We start from the raw sequence: 21,870 nt of genomic DNA on the forward strand, positions 1-21,870 counted from the left end.
TTAAAAAAGATGACCCCGACAGCTTATCGGGATCATCTTTTGTGGGTAGCGTAACTCTCTTTTTTTATTTGTTCAGTTTAACGGTAGGGTTTCAAATCTCGGCTTTTTCTTTTTTTTGTCCAATGACCATCACTAAAATGATGACGCATATGTGATGCAATGGGTATATAAAGTTTTTTGCTTGCTATCCATATTTCTATAAGTTAGGTGACTTGCTAATAGAAATAGCAATTTAGCAAAATTCCGTATAAACTTTTACGAGAGGATAATGGTAATAGCTTTGACTGCAAAAGAAAAAATCTATTTTATATTATTGCTATTGCCTTATATCCTGCTTATCATTTTATCAGCTGTATGGGTAACCAATTCACAAGGTCAACCTTTCGCGAGTGAGCACATCACTGCTTTTATATTGGTTATCTATTCTATCAGTAAGATCTTATTAGCAAAAAATCCGCAATAAAATTTGTGGTTATGATCATACTAGTGCAGCTTGTCCGCCATTTTCCCTTTGAGGCAATAGGTAATTTGTTTGTCATCTAAACAATGCTAGATGATGGTCTTGAAAACAACCAGTAGTATACTAGAGAATATTGAAACACAGCAGAAATTTTAAAAGCTCTAAGACAAACTTTTTCTTGTCTTAGGGCTTTTTTGCGTATTTAGTACTTTACTAATAAAGTTACCTAGACTTTTGCGTGACAAACTCTTCTTTCTTCCTGTCTTTTAAAGATGGCAATATTTTTAAAGCTGATGATAGCAAGAAAATCCCAGTTTATTTGCCAGGGCATGCAACCATCCGATTACCATCAAATCATTAGAATAAATAGTCAAAATACAATTTTTGTTTCACAAAAAATCAAATTTTTAAGCGCCTGCCATAATCTTAAAGGCTTGAATGCAAGTTTTGTAACGCTTACAACGAATTTGTTTCTTAAAAATGAACTTACTAGTTTCAATAACTAGTTGACAAAGTTATATATATAATTTAATATCTCGTTATTGACTTTATTACATGTCAAACAAAATTAAACTTTATCGTATTCATAAATCGATATCCTTTTTATAGGGATAGGCGACCTAATATATGATTACGCAAATTATGGAGGAATATAAAATAATGACAACTTTTGAAAAAATCCAAGAATTAATCACTGAACAATTAGACTTAGAGGCTGGCGAAGTGAAAGCAACTACAAATATTCGTGAAGATATTGACGCTGACTCTTTAGACTTATTCCAAATCATCAATGACATCGAAGACGAATTCGATATCGAAATTGAAGACGAAGAAAAAATTAACACTGTGCAAGATTTAGTTGACTACGTAGAAGCAAACAAATAATTATTGCCTACAAACTAGTCGATTAAGAGAGGAAGTAGTCCTTTAGTGAAAACAGATTTTTGGGAACGCATAGGTGTTGAATACCCAATTATCCAAGGTGCTATGGCTTGGGTTGCCGATGCGGATTTAGCATCAGCAGTTTCCAATGCTGGGGGACTTGGTGTAATTGGTACTGGACATGATCCTGTAGACGTAGTACAAGCCAAAGTTGAAAAGATGCAACAATTAACAGATAAACCATTCGCTGTAAATGTCATGTTGTTAAATGAACATGTCGAGGAAGTGGTGGATTACATCTGTCAATCTGGTGTGAAGACAATTACAACTGGTGCCGGAACTCCGGGTAAATATATGGATAGATTCAACGCAGCTGGTATTTCAGTCATTCCAGTGGTCGCTTCTGTCGGACTTGCAAAACGGATGGAACGTGAAGGCGTGCATGCGGTGATTGTTGAGGGGATGGAATCAGGTGGTCACGTAGGGCGACAAACTACCATGGCTTTATTACCACAAGTAACAAAAGATTTGGATATCCCAGTCATTGCGGCTGGAGGTATTGGTGACGGTCGAGGAATGGCAGCAGCACTTATGTTAGGTGCGGTTGGTATTCAAGTAGGGACACGTTTTGTTGTTGCAGATGAATCAAATGCCCATGATAACTTTAAAGAGCGTATCATTAAGGCAAAAGATATCGACACTGTATTAACTGGCGAATCTACTGGACATCCAGTCCGTGTATTACGGAACAAATTGACCAAAGAATATCTTAAAGTAGAAAAAGAAGAAGCAAGTAAGGCTAATCCTGATTGGGACAGACTTGAAGCGCTTGGATCAGGTGCTTTACGTCGTGCTGTTGTTGAAGGGAATTTAGACACGGGTTCATTTATGGCCGGCCAAATTGCCGGATTAGTGGATAAACGTGAAACAGTTTCAGAAATTATTCAATCATATATGACGGAATGTAAAGAAACAATTGCTGCTCGAGCAAGTGAATGGCTTTAAAGCTGAGAATTAAATTGACATATGTGAGCAGTGGGATGGTTTGTGCATTTCACTGCTTTTCTATTAAGAGGAGACGAACATGGCAATAGCTTTTTTATACGCTGGTCAAGGCGCACAGTATACAGGGATGGGGCAAGACTTACTCAACCATCATCCTGAGATTGCAACTTACTTTGACAAAGCCTCAGAAGTTCTAGGCTATTCAATGAAAGACCTATGCTTTCAAGAAAATACAGAATTAAATCAAACAGAATACACACAACCCGCTATTTTAACCGTATCAACAGCCTTTACAGCCCTTCTAAGGGAGGCAGGCATTACAGCCGACTACCTAGTTGGATTAAGCTTAGGCGAGTACACAGCCCTTGTTGAAGCGGGCGTATTGTCCTTTGAAGATGCGGTTGATTTAGTGAGCCATCGTGGTCGTTTCATGCAAGCAGCTGCGCCTATAGGTGCCGGCAAAATGGTAGCCGTGATGAAAGCTGAACGCGCTTTAATAGAAGATATCTGCCAACAAGTGCGCGAAGCTTCTGGTCAATACGTTGCACCAGCAAACTACAATACACCAAAACAAATCGTAATCGGTGGTGACGCTTCGGCAGTAGATACTGCAGTCGCTAAGTTGACTCAAGCAGGCGTGAAGAAAATGATGGAATTAAACGTTTCTGGTCCTTTCCACACGGCCCTATTATCACAAGCAAGTGACCAATTAGCTGATTATTTAGACAAATTTGATTTTAAGCCACAAAGAGTACCGGTTATTTCAAATACAACAGCTACAGCGCACCAGGATGGACAAGTAAAAGACTTGTTAATCCAACAAGTGATGAAGCCAGTTAAATGGTCAGATTCAATTGAATACTTAATTGAACAAGGGGTAGATACGGTCATTGAAATTGGCCCTGGTAAAACCTTGTCTTCATTTATGAAACAAATCAATAAAGAGATTAAGATTTACCGAGTTGAAGACGAAGTAACCCTGCAGGCAACTATCGCAGGATTGAAAGGATAAGCTATGACTGAGAATACACAAGAATTAAAGAAAACAGCCCTTGTCACAGGCGGTAGCCGTGGTATTGGTGCAAGCATCGCTCATAAGTTTGCAGACCAAGGATACAATATTGTCATTGTTTCCCGCTCTGGTTCTACTGAAAGCCATATCCAGGCTTTAGAAAGCAAAAATGTTGTTGTGAAGGATTTCAAGGGGGACGTAACGGATACCGATTTTGCCAAAGAAATCATGACTTTCATCAAAGCAAATTTCCAAACCATCGATGTATTAGTGAATAATGCTGGTATTACCCGCGACACGCTACTAATGCGTATGAAAGAAGCAGATTTCGATGCAGTGATCGATATTAACTTAAAAGGGACTTTCAATTTCATTCAAGCAGCTAGCAAACTAATGATGAAGCAACGTCAAGGTGCCATTATTAATATTGCATCAGTGATTGGTCAAATGGGTAACGTTGGTCAAGCTAACTATGCAGCTTCAAAAGCTGGGATTCTTGGTTTAACGAAGGCTGCAGCACGTGAATTAGGTATGCGTGGTGTCACAGTTAATGCCATTGCACCAGGCTACATTGAAACAGAAATGACAGATGAAATTCCAGAAAAAGCCAAAACGGCTATGCTGGAAAATATTCCTTTACAGAAACTTGGACAACCATCGGATATCGCTGAAGCCGTGTACTTCTTAGCTAACCAAAGCTATATCACAGGTACAACGCTTGATGTCAACGGTGGCTTGTATATGAATTAGGAGGCAATAAATATGACAAACAGAGTAGTCGTAACAGGTATGGGTGCTATTACACCTATCGGAAATGACGCAAAAACATTTTGGACCAATTTAAAAGCCGGCGAGCACGGTTTCGGGCCGATCACAAAATTTGATGCCAAAGATCTAAATGCGAAATTAGTGGCTGAAGTAAAAGACTTCAATCCAAAAGATTTCATGGACCGTAAAGAAGCAAAACGTATGGACTTATACAGTCAATACGCAGTAGCTGCAGCCATCGAAGCTGTTGCGGACGCGAATCTAGACGTTGAAAATGCTAACGTTGACCGTATCGGGGTTTACTTAGGTACTGGTATCGGTGGTATTCAAGAAATCGAAAAAGGTGTGTTAAAAATGCAAGATAAAGGAATCAAACGAGTGAATCCTTTATTCGTGCCTGTTTCTATTTCAAATATGGGTGCTGCCAATATCTCTATGCACTTTGGCTTAAAAGGGCCAGCTTTAACTATGGTTACAGCTTGTGCTTCTGCTAACAATGCTATAGGTGAAGCTTTCCGTTATATTAAACACGGTTATGCAGATGTCATGATTGCTGGTGGTGCTGAGGGTGCGATTAACGAAATCGGTTTAGGTGGTTTCGACAACCTAACAGCGACAAGTGATTCAACTGATCCAAACCGCGCTTCAATCCCATTCGATAAGGACCGTAATGGTTTTGTGATGGGTGAAGGTGCTGGTATCTTGGTATTAGAATCCTTAGAATCAGCGCAAGCTCGTGGCGCAAACATCTATGCTGAAATCGGTGGTTACGGTTCTACTTCAGACGCTTACCACTTAACTGCGCCATCTGAAGATGGTTCTGGTGCAGCGAAAGCGATGTTAAACGCTTTAGAAGAAGGTAACATCGCTAAAGAAGAAGTTTCTTACATAAATGCTCACGGTACAAGTACCCCAGCAAATGATTCTTCTGAAACAGTTGCGATTAAACGTGCATTTGGTGAAGAATTGGCTTATAAAATTCCAGTTTCTTCTACAAAATCATCAGTTGGTCACTTACTAGGTGCTGCTGGTGCTGTTGAAGCCATTGCAAGTATCATGGCTATCAAAGATTCATTTATTCCAGCTACATTAGGCTACAAGAATCCAGATCCATTATGTGATTTAGATATCGTACCGAATGTTGGACGCGAGCAAGAAGTGAACGTTGTTGTCAGCAACACTTTAGGTTTTGGTGGACACAACACAGTTATTGCCTTTAAAAAGGTTGGTGAATAAGGCTTGAAACACGAAGAAATTAAAGATTTAATCAGCCAGATTGATTCGTCTACAATTCAAGAGTTTTCATTCCAAACACAAGCGGATTCTTTATACATTTCAAAAATTAAAGAACGTCAAACACAAACTGAAAACAGTGCAGACATAAGCACTAATCAACAAGCTACCACAAACGCAGAAGCTACATCAACTACAGCAGCCAAAGAGACGACTAGTCAAGAAACCACAGCGCCTGTCACAGAAGCAGCAGCAACACCTAGTGCACCGGCCGCGCTAGCTGGCAAAACGATTGACAGTCCTTTAGTTGGTGTTGTTTATCTAGCTAAGAACCCTGATCAACCAGCCTTCAAGAAAGTAGGCGACAGCGTTGAAGCTGGTGAAACTGTTTGTATCGTTGAAGCGATGAAAGTGATGAACGAAATTCCAGCTGATATTTCTGGAACAGTCGTGAACATCTTAGTTGAAGACGGACAAGTTGTTGAATTCGGCCAACCATTATTTGAAATTAGTGAATAATTATTCTAAAGGAGTATTAAAAAATGACTGAATATGCAGAACGTAAAGAACCTGTTCTAACAGCTATGCAGGTACAAGAAATCATCCCTAACCGTTTCCCAATCTCATTTGTGGACCGAGTGGATGAAATTATCCCAGGTGAAAAAGTTGTTGCCCGTAAAAACGTGACGATCAACGAAGAATTCTTTGTTGGTCACTTCCCAGGAAACCCTGTAATGCCTGGTGTTTTACAAGTAGAAACAATGGCACAAGTGGGCTCAATTCCATTATTATCTCAACCAGACTTTAAAAATAAAATCGCTTATTTAGCTGGTTTAAACAACGTGAAATTCCGTAAAAACGTTGTACCTGGTGACGTACTTGAAATCACAGTTGAAATTGTGAAATTGAAGAAACGTATGGGTATCGGTAAAGGAACTATCCGTAATGAATACGGCGAGGTTTGTTCAGAAGCAGAAATGACCTTTATCATTTCTAACGTAGATAAAGTCGACTAGTTTGCTGGTCCAACCTGAAATAGGGCGAACGGCATAGAATAAGAGGTATTTGATGATTAATAAAGTATTAATAGCGAATAGGGGCGAAATTGCCGTCCGCATTATTCGTACATGTATTGAATTGGGAATCGAAACAGTGGCTGTGTATTCAACCGCTGATAAGGATGCCCTACATGTGAAATTGGCTGACGAAGCAGTCTGCATCGGAGGGCCAAAATCAGTCGATTCTTATTTGAATATGCAAGCCATTCTTTCGGCAGCTGTGGTCACGAACGTGCAAGCTATCTACCCAGGTTTTGGTTTCCTAGCAGAAAACAGCAAATTTGCCAAATTATGCGCAGAAATGAATATTGAGTTTATCGGGCCAAGCCCAGAAGTGATTGACTTGATGGGGGACAAGCAAAATGCTAGAGATACCATGAATGCAGCCAAAGTACAAACCGTCCCTGGTTCTGATGGTATCTTGGAAAGTCCTGGAGCTGGAATTGAGATTGCCAAAAAAGTTGGCTATCCAGTCTTATTGAAAGCAACTTCTGGTGGTGGTGGTAAAGGGATGCGGATGGTACATGAAGAAAGCCATTTCGTAGATGCATACTATGAGGCATCACGTGAAGCAAAAAATGCTTTTGGTGATGACCGTTTATACATGGAGAAAGTTATTTTCCCAGCCCATCATATCGAGGTTCAAATCTTAGGGGATAAATTCGGCAACGTCATCCATTTAGGTGAACGTGAGTGTTCAATGCAACGGAACCATCAAAAGGTGATTGAAGAGACGCCAAGTCCCTTTATTACTGAAAAGACGCGGGCACAAGTGACTCAAGCAGCGGTTCGAGCGGCTGAGCAATTAAATTATGAATCTGCTGGTACCATTGAGTTTTTAGTGGATGCAGATCAAAATTATTATTTCATGGAAATGAATACGCGTATTCAAGTTGAACATCCAATTACGGAAATGGTTACGGGTGTTGATATTGTAGCTCAACAGCTACGGATTGCTTCTGGCTTACCTTTAGCCTATGAACAAAAAGACATTACCTTTACTGGTCATGCCTTGGAGTGCCGGATCAATGCAGAAATGCCAGAGAAAAACTTTATGCCATCTTCAGGTACGTTTGACTTTGCGCATTTTCCAGCGGGTGGTTTAGGTATTCGTGTGGATTCTGGTATTTATGCTGGCTACAAGTTGCCACCTTACTATGATTCTATGGTAGCGAAACTGATTACGCATGGTGATAATCGTCCACAAGCCATCAACCGTATGCTACGTGCGGTTTCAGAAATGACTATTAAGGGTGTGGCGACAAACCAACAATTCCAATACGACCTACTATTTGATGAGGCCTTTGTAAAAGGGAACTATACCAATGATTACCTGGAAGCTAAATTCTTACCTGAATGGGCGAAGAGTCATCAAGCATAAATTAGCACGAAAGAAAGTAGATGAATTATGGCATTAAAACGCAGAAAAGCATATATTCCTATGCCAGAAGAAGATCAAGCAAAATCGAGCTTGCCTACAGATCCAAATAACCAAGCCTTCGTGCCAGATGGCATGTGGCAAAAATGTCCGCAGTGTCACCAAACGATTCTCACGGATGACTTGGGTGCTGAAAAAATCTGTCCACATTGCCAATACCACTTTAGAATTTCATCTAGTGAGCGATTAGCAAGCGTAGTGGACAAAGGCACTTTTGTTGAAATGTTTCAACTAAGGGATAACCGCAATGAAGATCCTCTTGGGTTTCCAAAGTATCTGGAAAAGAAAGAAAAAGCGCGCGCTACAACTGGTTTAGACGAAGCTGTCGTAACTGGTGTGGGCGAAATCTTCGGCTACCGAACTGCCATTGGTGTGATGGACTCATTTTTCATGATGGGGTCTATGGGGACTGGTTTAGGTGAGAAAATTAAAAACTTGTTCAACTATGCAACTGAACACCAGTTACCAGTCGTCCTGTTTACCGCTTCTGGTGGTGCCCGGATGCAAGAAGGAACACTGTCATTAATGCAAATGGCTAAGATTTCCATTGCTGTTCAAAATCATTCTAAGGCTGGTTTATTATATATTCCCGTCTTAACTGACCCAACGACTGGTGGTGTAACGGCATCGTTTGCTATGGAAGGGGATATTACCATTGCTGAACCAGGGGCCTTAATCGGTTTCGCTGGTAAACGGGTAATTGAACAGACGATTAGACAACAATTGCCTGAAGGTTTCCAAACGGCAGAACATCAACTGCAACACGGTTTTATCGATATGATTGTTGAACGTTGGCGCCAAAAAATCGTAATTGCTGAGCTATTACAAATGCACGGTTTCGCTAAAGGAGGTGCTCGATTTGAGAGTTAGTATGAAACAATTATTAAAAACCGTTGAGCAACCTAATGCGAAAATTACGCAAAAAATCCCTGCAGAAGTGGTAACAGCTTCACGTGATATCAACCGATTAACCACGTCTGAATTGGCTAAGAAAATCTGTGACGTCTTTTATGAGATGCATGGTGACCGTCGTTATGGTGATGACGGCGCGATTGTTGGTGGTGTCGGACAAATTAATGGCCGCGCAGTTACAATTGTTGGAACTGAAAAAGGCCACTCGGTTCAAGAAAATATCAAGCGTAACTTTGGGTCGCCTCATGCTGAGGGTTACCGTAAAGCCATTCGTTTGTTTGAACAAGCTGAAAAATTCAACCGTCCGGTGATTACCATTGTTAATACTTCCGGCGCCTTCTGTGACGTTGAAGCAGAAGACCGGGGGATTGGACAAGCGATTGCTGAATCTATGCAAACAATGGCTGGCTTAACTGTACCAACTATCACAATTTTAATGGGTGAAGGTGGGTCTGGTGGCGCGTTAGCCCTAGCTGTTTCAAATAAGGTATGGATGATGGAGAATGCCATGTATTCAGTCTTATCGCCAGAAGGGTTTGCAACAATTTTATGGAAAGACCCGAGTCGTGTACCTGAAGCTGCTGAATATATGAAATTCACGGCGCCTGACTTGCTGGATTTTAAGGTTATCGACCAAATTATCCCAGAGCATTACGGGAAAAAGACTTTAGACCACGATGTTCAAGCACAATTGATTAAAGAAATGGTCTTGGAAGAATTTGACCAGCAATTGGCCATGTCAAAAGCAGATTTAATTGCTGCCAAAGAAGCACGCTTTAATCAATTCTAGTCAACTGACATCTTGAAAAAATAACTACTGTTGAAGGAAGGTGTGTCCTATGGTCGCGTCTTATTTTTTTAATTATTGGATAAAAATTTTCATGGATATGATATTGTGATAAGATAGGCTTAGAAGGAAGGGCGTTTACAGCCTGCATTCCAACAGAAAATAAGATTTAAGAGGACCTACAATGAGAAACCAAGATAATGATTTTGAACGATCATTTAAATTAGATATTGAAGAAGCGATTCAGCGTATTAAAGCGGGCGAAATGAGTGAATCGCTTAAATTGTTGCTGATTGCCCGTAAGAAAAGAAAGAGTGTCGTTGATTTTAGAAATTATATCATCGGCGTTTTATATGAAGAAGAATTAGAAAATGATTTGGTGGATATTTTCTCATTATTGATAGAATTTTATGGCGAAGGGGTTATGGCTAATCCTGATTTAATCGATGTCGAGGCAGAAATTGACTGGAAGTCTTTCTACCAATTTGTACAAAAAGCTATTCAAGGACAAGTTAAATTGAACCTCCCTCAACACGGTCAAATGACACCTATTATGCAAATTATCATTGTGCCAGAAATGATGGAAAAGTTGGCCCAATTTGAGGCGACTTCAGATGATGATGCTAGTAATGTGGAAGTCTTACAAGGCCTACAAAAGTTATTCGACCAGTTAGTGGCCAGGGATAAACCCTTGACTATCCTTGAGAAGGCGCAGGTCAACCATCTGCTGGAATTGAGCGACAAGGTATCCATCGATAAATTGTTAAGTCTTTTAAATCGGGACCGGGATTTTGTCTTCCAATCGGATATTTTGCTTTATATTTTCCACCATCCACACGCAGACCAGGAAATTACTTTAACTAATGTTTACGATGAGACGACGACTATTTCACTCAGTGACTTATTTGAAGTTGAAACCAATAGTCACTTCTTAGATTTGGTTTCCTACGTGGAGGAAGTTTATATCCACGAACCCTATCGAGTGGCCTATTTGATGGAGAATATTTATGATATATATACCGTCATGTACCCATTTGTCGATGATTTAAACCAAATTGACCCAGAAGATATGGTAGAAGCCATTGGCCAATTAATGGAAAATGGCGACCCACTTGCCATTGACAATCAAGTCGTACAAGATATTTATCAATATTGGTTTTATGAGTATATGCAGAACTTTGCGAGTTTTGAATAAGAAGATGTAATGGATGATTAAAGGGTGAGTGGATGTTAAAAATAGCCATAGACGGGTCAGTGGACGGGCAATTTGGGCCAGCAGGCGTTGGTATGGTCATTGTCCATGACGGGCAACAGCGACAAGAGAAATACCCTTTAAGTGGGGAAATGGACAACCATGAGGCCGAATTCCATGCCCTGCTATTATTGTTAGAAAAATTGCAGGCTGAAGGACTGAAGAATGAGTGGATCTTGTGTCAAACAGACTCCAAAATCGTCTTTGATGCCGTTAATAAGAGATTCCATAAACGCGACCCCTATAAAAGTTTGTTAAAGGCCATTTTAAATCAACTAGACCATTTTCCCATGTTTAATTTAAAATGGGTGCCGGACCAAGCCAATAGGGGGGCAGATAACTTAGCCCGTCAAGCCATGCACCAGGCCAAGAGAATAAGCAACCAGCAGGACTAATTAAGGGATAAATGCAGACCGTCAATCGCATAAACTGATTTTAAATTCGAATAACAGACACAAAAAAACCAGGTAGCAGGCGAATAAAGCCGTTTACCTGGTTTATTTATTATGATCGTAAATAACTTATTCTGCCTCTACTTTTTTAGGACGCGGTTTGCGCGCGCCCCAGTATTGGAATAGGTCAGTACGGATAGCCCCATTGTATAATTTACGTTTCTTAGTAGCTTTCTCACCGTAGTATTCTTCAAAGGCTAAGTCAGACGTCAGGATGTATTTACTCCAAGTTTTCATTGGACGGTAAAGATCTCCCATTTGTTTGTATAACTTATGCACGTAATCTTCGTCATTCAAACGCTCACCATATGGTGGGTTGGCTACGATCACGCCGTATTCTTTTGTTGTTGTGAAGTCAGATAATTGCATTTGTTTGAATTCAATTTGATCCCCGACACCAGCTGCTTCTGCATTGGCTTTTGCGATTTCAATCATCCGGTGATCAATATCTGATCCCATGATATCTAATTGAATGTCATGACGGATAGCCGCTTTAGCCGCTTCGCGGGCTTTTGAATATTCGCGGTTATTGAAGATATCCCATTCCTCAGAAATGAAGGCGCGGTTAATCCCTGGGGCAATATTTTTCCCGATTAATGCTGCTTCAATGGTTAAGGTACCTGAACCGCATGTTGGATCGTAAAATGGCTTGTCAGGGAACCAGTTAGTTAATTTAACAAGAGCTGCAGCCATGTTTTCTTTAAGTGGTGCGCCACCTTTTTCAGTACGGTAACCACGCTTAAATAGGGAAGAGCCAGACGTATCAATAGTTATCAAGGCTTCGTCCTTGTGGATGCTCACTTCGATAGGGTATTTAGCACCTGTTTCAGGTAGCATACCACGGCGGTGGTAGTGGTCGCTCAGACGGTTAACAATCGCTTTTTTCACGATTTTTTGCACGTTAGGAACAGAATGCAATTTTGAATTGACTGATTTACCTGATACTGGGAATTCTGCGTCCATTGGTAGAATGTCTTCCCAAGGGATGGCCTTAGTCGATTCAAACAATTGGTCGAAGGTGATGGCTTTGAAATCACCCATGACGATTTTGATACGGTCCGCAGTCCGTAAGTTAATATTTGTGTGGGCTACGTCATCAAGACTTCCTTCAAAGCGGGCACGGCCATTTTCTACTTGGACCTCGTAACCCATGTCACGTAATTCTTTACCGACTAGGGCTTCAATCCCTGCGGCAGCTGTTGCGATAAGTGGATATTTTGTCATATTGTACTCCTTTTGGGTGGTAAGGCTTCGTCTTATATTTAAGACTATTTTACCATGATTTCATCTCAATAAAAAAAGGTTGGAAAAGAATCCAACCTTTTGCCTGTTTGTAAATTTCGATAAGCCATGTTCTGTTCCCCGATATTACAGGTTTAATACCGGTTCGGTAATCATCTGTCTACTAAATAATTAGTCTCTTATTCCGTTTGTTTCCAGTCAAAGAGCGCCCCTACCAATGTTTGGGTTGCTCGCTCGAGGGGTTTACCGCGTTCCATTCAACTACTTTCATAGTTGACTCGTCTCTGTGGCACTTTCAAACTTACTAGCACATAGTCCAAAGACCTTAGTGGGTTCAGTTGCCGTCAAATTAATGCTTTAGCTTATTTTTTCGCTAAACACGAACACTACAAGCGTTGCAGCTTGTGCGAGCATGGACTTTCCTCAAGTATAAATATATACCCGCGATTACCTAAAATTTACATCTTCTAATGATAACACGAAAGTGATCAAATGACTAGTTATTTTCAAAAATAATAGTATGATCTTTCGTATCGTCTTCGTTCTCTTCGCTAGCATCTACTGTATTTTCGGCTTTGGCGTTTTGGCCACCGAATACAGCTTTTTCTAACTTAGACAAGCGACGTAGAATATCGTAGTTGGTTGTACCTTTTGATTGAGGTACTGTTGTAGATTTTGAGCGTTGGTTAGTGGCTTGGCGTCCACTTTCACTTGTACCCGTTGAGTGTTTTGCACGTTCTAACTCATTCTTAAGTGAGGCAATTTCTTTTTCATATGACTCATAGTCACGAATAATTAAATCTAAGAATTCGTCTACTTCCTCTGTGTTGAATCCACGAAGAGCAGGTTTAAATTCCTTCTGTAAAATATCTTTTGTCGTCAAATTACGATCGGCCATTTAAATAACACCTCATCATTTATATTTCTAAGTTCTATTATAGCACAGCTTTCATTATTTGTAATAAATGTAATATAATAATAGTTTAAGATTCTATCAAATTCAACAGCAAGTAATAGCCTAATTGAATCCGTCAGAACATTGGCGCGGTAGTTATTTTCGTGTGGGTATATTATAATAATTAAAAAAGACGAAAGTGGGGAATTAACAGATGCAAACCGTATACACTTTTCTTGAAAAAACGTTAGAGAATAGCCATATTGATATTCCTTGGCGTTTATCCTATGTATCAGTATCCAAACAGGTGGTATTGCAAACATATCTGCCAGTGGTCGCCAATGAAGAAATCACTTTTTTAGACAAAAATAACCAGCCTTTAGAAGGCATCGATTACTTAGAATTGAAGTTTATTTTTACAGCTGACCACCGTGTTAATGAAACAGAGAGTGGGATTTTTATCATTCAACCAAAAGACACTGAACACTTTCAAAAAGGGCACTTAGATATTCTAGCGCAAGAAATTAGCCATCTTTTATATGAAGCCCGCTTGCAAATTAAAGAATTAATTAAAGGGGAAAGAATGGCGGTTGATTTGAAATGGCAAGCAGAAGAAGTGGACCAAATGATCACAACAAGGAGAGCCATTAAGCGCTATGACGATAGCTTATTATATTTAGGAGATGATACGAATGACTTGGTATGAGTTAATAATTGAAACAGACAATAAAAGTGAAAACCTATTAACCGAAATTTTGTGGGGCTTAGACTCTGCTGGGGTGTCCATCAAAGACGAGCAAGACTATATTGACTGGTCAGATGACGGCTTTGGTTCAGTGAAGAATGACCAGCCGGCACCAGGGTCATATGAAGTTAACCCGGTAGTTTTAGGTTACTTTTCAGATGATAAAAATATCGAAGACATCATCTCTGAAATCAAAACCTACCAAGCAAACTACAATAAGGAATTAGCGGCAGATCAACAAATTGTCATCCATGACATCCGCTATAGTCCCCTAGAAGATAAGGACTGGGAAACAGCTTGGCAGGCTTACTATGAACCAATCCATGTATCGCGCTTTATGGATATTGTGCCAATTTGGGAGAAAGACGATCAAGTAGCTGATCCGAAGAAAACCACTTTATTCCTAGATCCAGGTATGGCCTTTGGGACCGGTTCACATGAAACCACTAAGCTGGCATTACGTTTACTGGAAATCGCTATGGCTGGCGGGGAAGATGTCATTGATGTGGGGACTGGGTCTGGTGTCTTAGCCATCGCTGCGAAGAAATTAGGCGCTAATGACGTCGCTGCTTATGATTATGATGGGTCAATTTTAGATATTACCCGCAATAATTTTGCTTTAAATGACGTAGAAGACGCTATTTCTGTTGCCCAAAACAACATCCTAAACGACATCGATACTCAAGTGGATATTATCACAGCCAATATCCTATTTGAAATCCTGGAACCCCTGATCCCGCAAGCTTACACTAACTTAAAAGCAGATGGGCAATTGGTGCTATCAGGTATTTTTCATGATAAGAAAGACGACATGTTGGCCTTACTTGCCGCCAATGATTTTACCGTTGAAATCGTTATGAACATGGGTGAATGGTACGGTATTTTAGCCCATAAAGGAAAAGAATAAGATGCAAAGATATTTTATCGAAGAGGAAACCGCCCAATTAAATGACCAAATTGAGATGGATAAAGACGCCTACCATCATATGATTAACGTTATGCGGATGCAGATTGGGGACCAGGTAATTCTAGTCACCCAAACTGAACAAGTATTTATCGGTGAACTTGTTTCTGATGAAGGGAAAAGGGCAGTCCTTCGCCTAGTTGAATTGCGGGAAGAAAATAAAGAAATCCCGGTCGACACCACACTCTTTGTCGGCCTACCTAAGGGAGACAAGCTTGATTTAATCGTACAAAAGGCGACCGAATTAGGGGCCCGTCATATTGTGCCAGTTGCCATGCGGTATTCCGTCACTAAATGGGACCAAAAGAAAGCGGGCAAAAAAATTGACCGTTTGAAAAAGATTGCCAAGGAAGCTGCTGAGCAATCTCATAGAACTTTTGTCCCAACCGTCGAAGAATTGCATAGTGTTAGCATGGTAAGAAATAGAGTGGGCGAATTTGATCAAGTTTGCGTGGCTTATGAAGAGGTTGCCAAGTCGGGTGAAGCGGCCCTTTTGGCTAAGACTTATGCATCACTAAAAGCTAAGGACCGTATTGCCTTCATTACCGGACCTGAAGGGGGCATTCATCCAGATGAAATCGTTGAATTCACTGACGGATTCGACCATGTGCATTTGTGCGGGTTAGGGCCACGGATTTTACGGACAGAAACAGCACCCTTATATTTATTATCAAGTCTGTCATTTGCAACAGAATTATTAGGTGACTAACAAAGGTTTGATAGGGTTTCTAGTCCATTTATATGGTAAGATAGGAGAAATATACAATCTAAATATTGATACCAACCATATAAGTTATATCAAGGAAAGTAGGTGGTAACATGCCAAATAAAAAGAATTATACAAAAGCAGAAGTTTTAGCCTTATGTGCTAGCTACATGTCTGAAGCGAGGGTGGACTATGTCCAAAAGGCAGCAGACTTTGCTGAACGCGCACATATTGAGCAAATCAGAAAATCAGGCGAGCCTTACTTTGTCCACCCAGTTCAAGTAGCAGGTATTTTAGCCGAATTGAAAATGGACCCGGATACAGTCATTACTGGGTTCTTGCATGATGTTGTGGAAGATACCGGTATCTCATTAGACGATATCGCCTACTTCTTCTCACCGACAATTGCCACCCTAGTAGATGGCGTCACCAAATTAGGGAAATTTAAATATAAATCACATGAAGAGCAATTAGCTGAGAACCACCGTAAAATGTTGTTAGCCATGGCCAACGATTTACGGGTCATCATGGTGAAATTAGCCGACCGTTTGCATAATATGCGGACGCTAAAATGGCATAAGCCAGAGAAGCAAGTGATTATCTCTACAGAAACGTTAGAAATTTATGCTCCCCTAGCTGACCGCTTAGGTATGAACCAGATTAAATGGGAACTAGAAGATACAGCGCTTCGCTATATGGATCCAGAATCGTATTACTCCATCGTTCAATTAGTAGATTCAAAACGCGACGAGCGGGCAGAATTTATTCAAACGACTATTGACGAATTGGAATCACAAGTAGAGGGAGCTATTACTGGTAAGTTTGAAATTTACGGTCGACCTAAACACATTTATTCTATTTACCGGAAGATGAAAGACCAAGGCAAAGAATTCGACCAGATTTTTGATCTGCAAGCTATCCGGGTGTTAGTGGAATCTGTACGTGACTGTTATGCAGTACTTGGGATTGTCCATACTAATTGGAAGCCATTGCCAGGCCGATTTAAAGACTACATTGCCATGCCAAAAGCCAACATGTACCAGTCAATCCATACGACGGTTGTCGGTAACCAGCCAAGTCCAGTAGAAGTGCAAATTAGAACCTACGAAATGCACGAGGTTGCTGAGTACGGGGTTGCCGCGCATTGGGCTTACAAAATGGGTAACCATGAAAAGGTGGAGGCTTCACCTTTAGACGCCCAGCTAGATTGGTTTAACCAAATTGCAGAGTTGCAGGACGAATCTAAAGATGCCACCGATTTCATGGAAAGCGTGAAAGAGGACATTTTCCAAGATAATGTCTATGTATTCACCCCAACTGGCGACGTGACTGAATTACCAGCGGGTTCCTACCCATTAGACTTCGCTTACTCAATTCACTCAGAAGTCGGGAATAAGACGATTGGAGTTAAGGTTAACGGCAAGATTGAACCTTTGAATTACCAATTGAAAAATGGTGACATCGTGGAAATTCTAACGTCACCGAATTCGGCAGGTCCATCGCGTGACTGGGTAAACTTGGTGAAAACTTCGCGGGCCCGCAACCGTATCAAACGATTCTTTAAATTGCAGGACCGTGACCAAGCGGTAGAACAAGGTCGACATGCCCTTGAAGAAACCCTTGATAATCTAGGTTTCAAATTAAAAGATGTCTACAAAAAAGAGGATATCAGTAAAACATTAGACCGGTTCAACTTCTCGACTGAAGAAGACTTGTTTGCGGCGATTGGCTTTGGCGAATTATCATCAACTGCAGTCGCTAACCGTTTAACTGAGCGGGAACGCCGGTTACGTGCAGCTGAGAAGAACAGGGAATCTGTTGAAGAGACCCTGAAAGAATCAGGCGAACAGAAGAAACTCAGCAAGACTCAAAAGCAATCTAGTCATGTGCGCCGTAAAGCGTCTAAATCTAGTTCTGGTGTCATTGTTGAAGGTTTGGATTCACTCCTAGTCCGTCTAGCCCATTGTTGTAATCCTGTACCAGGAGACGATATTGTGGGTTATATTACTAAGGGGAGAGGGGTTTCCGTCCACCGTAGAGACTGTAAGAATGTGCAAGTCCCTGAGGATCAACAAGACCGCTTGATTCCAGTCGAATGGGAAGATGCCAACAAGAATGTGGACAACCAATATGAAGTGGAAATTGTGGTTGAAGGTGAGGACCGATCTGGTTTCTTGAATGAAGTTTTACAAATCATCACGCCGATTGCTGGATCAGTCACTAATATTAACGGGAACGTGAACCATGACGATAACTCTGTCAAAGTGAGACTACGTTTTGTCATCCAAAATGTCAACCAACTGGATAAGGTTATCGACCGAGTGAAAAATATACCGGATGTTTATTCGGTTGCCCGTGCTAAAGAATAAAAATAGTAACAAGTCTATTAATGGAGGGTTTGGATGCGAATTATCGTGCAAAGAGTTAGCCAAGCTAACGTTGCCATCGATGAAAAAGTTGTTGGTGAAATTAATAAAGGGTTCGTGCTTTTAGTAGGCGTTCATGATGAAGACACGCCGGAAACGGTGGCATATATGGCTAGAAAGATCGCTAATATGCGGATTTTCGCTGACGAGGATGATAAATTGAACCTAAACATCGACCAGGTGTCAGGTGAGATATTATCTATTTCGCAATTTACTCTTTATGCCAGAACTAAAAAAGGCAATCGCCCATCATTTATCGATGCTGCCAAACCAGACCACGGCGAAAAAATGTATCAATTATTGAATGAAACATTGCGCAATGAATATGGGTTAAAGGTTGCTGAAGGTGAATTTGGTGCCGATATGCAGGTATCACTAGTCAATGACGGTCCAGTGACTATCATATTAGACTCGGATGAAGCTTAGAATAAAGCTTAATTAAATCAAACAGAAAAAAATACCGATTGCTAGAGAATTTCCGGCAATCGGTATTTTTCTTATTTTGGCATCGATGCCTAAAAATCAATTATTGGTAGTAAATCACTAAAGCGTTGTAAATGGCGTCGGCAACTTGGTTCCAGTATTCTTCTTGACTGAATACGGCCACGTCACTAGGTGTTGACATGTAGCCAAGTTCTAGTAGGACACCTTCGCCAGCTAATTCCCGGATGACTTGGAAGTCACCGAATTTAACACCGTTAGATTCTAATGGTAATTGTTCCATTAATTGAGCTTGAATCTCTTGGGCTACAGGGATGGAATCATCGCCGTAGTAGTAAGCTGTTGTTCCGGATGCACCTGTTGATTCAATTGCATCATAGTGGAAGGAAATCAATAGGTCAGCATTTGCTTGGTTGGCTGTATATGGAATATCAGCTAAAGCAACATCTGAATCATCATCTCGGGTTAAAATCACATTTACGCCGGCTGCTTCAAGTTTTTCCTTAACGGTTAGGGCAGTTTGTAAGGTGACTTCTTTTTCATATAGACCGTCTGTTACAGCACCTGGATCGATACCACCGTGACCTGGGTCTAATACAATGGTCCGGCCAGCTAATGTACTGGTTGCTTCCGCTGCTTGTGCCTTATCTACCATGGCAGTTGAATCAGTTTCTGATAACCAGTTAACGATATAACCCTCTGTACCATCGACTGAACGTACATGGTAGTATTCATTTTCTTGACCAAGGTAGGCAAACTGTTCGTTCAAGGCACCTTTGACTAAGATTTCAGAATCTTTATTGGCTTCGCTACGAATATTTACGCCATCAGCAGTTGCTTTGACAGTGAAGTCGTAATCAGATAGAAATTCATCGTAAGTTGATTGTTCTTCTTCTGTAATTTCAGTATCTTCCTCGTAGGCAATTGTTCCTGGTGTCACATCGATTTCTGTTTGTTTCACCCAACCAATTTCACCAGAAAGTTGAATTTGGGCCCAACCATCCGCTTGGTGTAAGATTTGGTATTTTGAATTCTTTTCGGCAGATGTTAAGACCGTCGCGTCCTCTGAGTTTTCTTCGTAGATTTGAATATCATCTATTAAGGTTGTGGCAATGAAATCAGAGGAATCGATATCTTGGTTATCAGCTAACCAAGTTGGTATCCAACCTACTTCATTGTTATCGAGTAGGACATAGTACCAATTATTTTCTTGTCTGAGTATTCGATAAGGATTATTGCCGTCAAGTTGGTCTTTAATATCATAAGTTATCCCAGGTCCTTCACGAAGGTTGACAACATTGGTAGACAGTTCTTTATAGGATGCTTTGTTGTATTGATACAATTGTAATGAGGAGAAACCAACGATTCCTGTTACAAAAATAAGGTAAAGTAGATAGACTACTTTATTTTGTTGGAAGTGGTTCTCAAAATGTTCTGTCAATTCGCTTACACCTCAGTAGTCCACCGGAAATTCCGGTAGAAAAAGTTTATATTTTAACTAAAATTTGGCATTATTATAATTCAGTTTACCTTTCTTGTGATAAATGAACAACTAGAAAATATACTATCTTGACACTTTTTTTGTTTTGATATAAGATAAAGGATGAATGATCCAATGAAAGAGTAAGAATAATTGTCGACATTTCTAGAGAGAGCTAACGGGTGAGAATGCTCAATGTCATTTATTTGCAAACACTCTGGAGGAGAATAGTGCAAAGCTATTCCGTCACGCACGTTACGCGTCGAGCAACAGCCATAGCTGTTGAAATTAAGGTGGTACCACGAAGTTAACTCGTCCTTATATTCCTATTGTTGGAATGTAAGGACGTTTTTTTATTTTTATTTTTAAAGGAGGGTTATTGTGATTCAACGACCAAAAGGGACTGCAGACATCTTACCTGAAGATATGAATCTATGGCATTATATAGAAGAAACTGCCAGAAGAGTTCTAGACCAATATCGTTATTTTGAGATTCGTACACCCATGTTTGAAAGTTATGAATTATTTTCCCGTAGTGTAGGAGAAACAACAGATGTAGTGTCTAAAGAAATGTATGATTTTTATGACAAGGGTGACCGTCATATTGCTTTGAAACCTGAGGGGACAGCACCAATTGTCCGGGCATATGTGGAAAATAAATTATACGCACCTGAACAGGTGAAACCTTATAAAGTCTATTATATGGGACCAATGTTCCGTTATGAAAGACCACAAAGTGGTCGCTTACGCCAATTCCATCAAATCGGTGTTGAAGTATTTGGTGAAGCAAATGCTGCCAAAGATGTAGAAACGATTGCTTTAGCAATGGATCTATTTAAATCGCTAAATATCCAACATATCAAGCTAGTGATCAATTCATTAGGGGACACCAGTTCGCGTCTTGCTTACCGCCAAGCTCTAATAGACTATCTAACACCATTTACGGATGAATTATCTGAAGATTCGAAAACACGTCTACATAAAAATCCGTTACGTGTATTGGATTCAAAAGATAAAAAAGATATCGAAATCGTGGCCAATGCGCCGTCAATCTTGGATTACCTTTCTGAAGAATCAACTAAACGCTTTAATGATGTGCAATCTTTATTGACAGCCTTAGGTATTGATTTTGAAATCGATCCAAATATGGTACGTGGTTTAGACTATTACCAAGATACTATTTTTGAAATCATGTCTGAAGACAAAGTCTTTGGGGCCCAAACAACAATTTGTGGTGGGGGTAATTATGACGGCCTAGTTCAAGAGATTTCAGATGGTAAAGAATCTGCTCCAGGATTTGGTTTTGGTTTAGGAATCGAGCGTTTGATCTTGTTGATGAAGGCGCAAGAAGTTCAAGTACCAGACATGCATGAGCTTGACGTTTATGTGGTGAATATCGGAGACGGTACGGATGAAGCAGCGATGAAAGTTTTACAACACGTGCGTCGCGCTGGTTTTTCAGCTGACCGAAACTTCTTTGGTGCTAAACCTAAAAAACAATTTAGAGACGCCAATAAACTAGGCGCAGACTTGGTTGTTACTATTGGGGAATCTGAATTGGAAAATAACCAAATCACGGTTAAACATATGACCTCTGGTAATGAAGCTGCCTACCCGCTAGAAAAATTTGCGGATGATTTTGCAAGCATTTACCAAGAATTAAACCAATAATAGTTATTTTTAAAATAGAGATACTAAACAAAAGAGATTTA

General features: G+C 40.4%; 21 protein-coding genes and 1 other RNA gene. 18 read left to right on the forward strand and 4 right to left on the reverse strand.

Translation table 11 applies throughout. From position 1 onward, the window contains the following. Positions 1-1,120 precede the first annotated feature (1,120 nt). The 12 genes from ACUW85_RS00005 to ACUW85_RS00060 all read left to right on the forward strand — a co-directional run bounded on the left by ACUW85_RS00005 (position 1,121) and on the right by ACUW85_RS00060 (position 11,202). Positions 1,121-1,345 (forward strand): acyl carrier protein, encoded by a 225-nt coding sequence (locus ACUW85_RS00005; protein WP_003142776.1) that lies wholly within the window; start codon positions 1,121-1,123, stop codon positions 1,343-1,345. 45 nt (positions 1,346-1,390) lie between these two features. Further along, positions 1,391-2,347: an enoyl-[acyl-carrier-protein] reductase FabK gene (gene fabK / locus ACUW85_RS00010; RefSeq protein WP_182023033.1), complete on the forward strand. Its 957-nt coding sequence runs from the start codon at positions 1,391-1,393 to the stop codon at positions 2,345-2,347. Between the two features lie 79 nt (positions 2,348-2,426). Then, complete coding sequence (fabD, locus tag ACUW85_RS00015) at positions 2,427-3,359, forward strand: ACP S-malonyltransferase (RefSeq protein WP_182023032.1); 933 nt, start codon at positions 2,427-2,429, stop codon at positions 3,357-3,359. Between the two features lie 3 nt (positions 3,360-3,362). Further along, positions 3,363-4,109 (forward strand): 3-oxoacyl-[acyl-carrier-protein] reductase, encoded by a 747-nt coding sequence (gene fabG / locus ACUW85_RS00020; protein ID WP_182023031.1) that lies wholly within the window; start codon positions 3,363-3,365, stop codon positions 4,107-4,109. A 12-nt stretch (positions 4,110-4,121) separates the two neighbouring features. Further along, positions 4,122-5,363 carry a beta-ketoacyl-ACP synthase II gene (fabF, locus tag ACUW85_RS00025; RefSeq protein ID WP_083070095.1) on the forward strand — a complete coding sequence of 414 codons (1,242 nt, stop codon included), beginning with the start codon at positions 4,122-4,124 and terminating at the stop codon, positions 5,361-5,363. 3 nt (positions 5,364-5,366) lie between these two features. Further along, positions 5,367-5,879 carry an acetyl-CoA carboxylase biotin carboxyl carrier protein gene (gene accB / locus ACUW85_RS00030; protein WP_182023030.1) on the forward strand — a complete coding sequence of 171 codons (513 nt, stop codon included), beginning with the start codon at positions 5,367-5,369 and terminating at the stop codon, positions 5,877-5,879. Between the two features lie 23 nt (positions 5,880-5,902). Continuing rightward, positions 5,903-6,376, forward strand: a complete 474-nt coding sequence (gene fabZ, locus ACUW85_RS00035; protein WP_003142766.1) for a 3-hydroxyacyl-ACP dehydratase FabZ — start codon at positions 5,903-5,905, stop codon at positions 6,374-6,376. A gap of 52 nt (positions 6,377-6,428) precedes the next feature. After that, on the forward strand, positions 6,429-7,799 hold the full coding sequence (gene accC / locus ACUW85_RS00040) for an acetyl-CoA carboxylase biotin carboxylase subunit (RefSeq protein ID WP_149256470.1): 1,371 nt from the start codon (positions 6,429-6,431) through the stop codon (positions 7,797-7,799). 27 nt (positions 7,800-7,826) lie between these two features. Then, positions 7,827-8,726, forward strand: coding sequence for an acetyl-CoA carboxylase, carboxyltransferase subunit beta (gene accD / locus ACUW85_RS00045; RefSeq protein ID WP_182023029.1), 900 nt, complete (start codon positions 7,827-7,829; stop codon positions 8,724-8,726). Position 8,727: 1 nt separating this feature from the next. Continuing rightward, positions 8,728-9,558, forward strand: coding sequence for a carboxyltransferase subunit alpha (accA, locus tag ACUW85_RS00050; protein ID WP_396027397.1), 831 nt, complete (start codon positions 8,728-8,730; stop codon positions 9,556-9,558). Between the two features lie 181 nt (positions 9,559-9,739). Beyond that, entirely contained in the window at positions 9,740-10,750 is a 1,011-nt protein-coding gene (locus ACUW85_RS00055) for a hypothetical protein (RefSeq protein ID WP_154836898.1), read from the forward strand. 32 nt (positions 10,751-10,782) lie between these two features. Beyond that, positions 10,783-11,202 (forward strand): ribonuclease HI family protein, encoded by a 420-nt coding sequence (locus tag ACUW85_RS00060; RefSeq protein ID WP_048728073.1) that lies wholly within the window; start codon positions 10,783-10,785, stop codon positions 11,200-11,202. Between the two features lie 126 nt (positions 11,203-11,328). Here the strand turns inward: ACUW85_RS00060 and ACUW85_RS00065 are convergent, their stop codons facing one another. From ACUW85_RS00065 to gpsB, 3 genes are all read right to left on the reverse strand, one after another. After that, positions 11,329-12,483 (reverse strand): THUMP domain-containing class I SAM-dependent RNA methyltransferase, encoded by a 1,155-nt coding sequence (locus ACUW85_RS00065; protein WP_026465993.1) that lies wholly within the window; start codon positions 12,481-12,483, stop codon positions 11,329-11,331. A 115-nt stretch (positions 12,484-12,598) separates the two neighbouring features. Then, an RNA gene (rnpB, locus tag ACUW85_RS00070) (RNase P RNA component class B) lies at positions 12,599-12,960 on the reverse strand. 37 nt (positions 12,961-12,997) lie between these two features. Further along, positions 12,998-13,399 (reverse strand): cell division regulator GpsB, encoded by a 402-nt coding sequence (gene gpsB / locus ACUW85_RS00075; protein ID WP_026465994.1) that lies wholly within the window; start codon positions 13,397-13,399, stop codon positions 12,998-13,000. A 211-nt stretch (positions 13,400-13,610) separates the two neighbouring features. Between gpsB and ACUW85_RS00080 the strand changes: the two genes are divergently transcribed. The 5 genes from ACUW85_RS00080 to dtd all read left to right on the forward strand — a co-directional run bounded on the left by ACUW85_RS00080 (position 13,611) and on the right by dtd (position 18,663). Continuing rightward, positions 13,611-14,102: a hypothetical protein gene (locus ACUW85_RS00080; RefSeq protein WP_182023027.1), complete on the forward strand. Its 492-nt coding sequence runs from the start codon at positions 13,611-13,613 to the stop codon at positions 14,100-14,102. Beyond that, a complete protein-coding gene (gene prmA, locus ACUW85_RS00085; protein ID WP_059348920.1) occupies positions 14,089-15,048 on the forward strand; it encodes a 50S ribosomal protein L11 methyltransferase in 960 nt (319 codons plus the stop codon). The genes ACUW85_RS00080 and prmA overlap by 14 nt, the downstream gene beginning before the upstream one ends. A gap of 1 nt (position 15,049) precedes the next feature. Next, on the forward strand, positions 15,050-15,814 hold the full coding sequence (locus ACUW85_RS00090; protein ID WP_182023026.1) for a 16S rRNA (uracil(1498)-N(3))-methyltransferase: 765 nt from the start codon (positions 15,050-15,052) through the stop codon (positions 15,812-15,814). A gap of 110 nt (positions 15,815-15,924) precedes the next feature. Continuing rightward, the gene (locus ACUW85_RS00095; RefSeq protein ID WP_182023025.1) at positions 15,925-18,180 is read left to right on the forward strand and encodes a RelA/SpoT family protein; all 2,256 of its coding nucleotides are present in this window, start codon (positions 15,925-15,927) and stop codon (positions 18,178-18,180) included. 33 nt (positions 18,181-18,213) lie between these two features. Continuing rightward, positions 18,214-18,663, forward strand: coding sequence for a D-aminoacyl-tRNA deacylase (dtd, locus tag ACUW85_RS00100; protein ID WP_182023024.1), 450 nt, complete (start codon positions 18,214-18,216; stop codon positions 18,661-18,663). A gap of 100 nt (positions 18,664-18,763) precedes the next feature. Here the strand turns inward: dtd and ACUW85_RS00105 are convergent, their stop codons facing one another. After that, positions 18,764-20,119, reverse strand: a complete 1,356-nt coding sequence (locus tag ACUW85_RS00105; protein ID WP_149314638.1) for an N-acetylmuramoyl-L-alanine amidase — start codon at positions 20,117-20,119, stop codon at positions 18,764-18,766. A 417-nt stretch (positions 20,120-20,536) separates the two neighbouring features. Between ACUW85_RS00105 and hisS the strand changes: the two genes are divergently transcribed. Then, complete coding sequence (gene hisS, locus ACUW85_RS00110) at positions 20,537-21,829, forward strand: histidine--tRNA ligase (RefSeq protein WP_182023036.1); 1,293 nt, start codon at positions 20,537-20,539, stop codon at positions 21,827-21,829. The last annotated feature ends 41 nt before the right edge of the window (positions 21,830-21,870 follow it).

This window comes from Aerococcus sp. 150760013-2 (genome assembly GCF_053627715.1).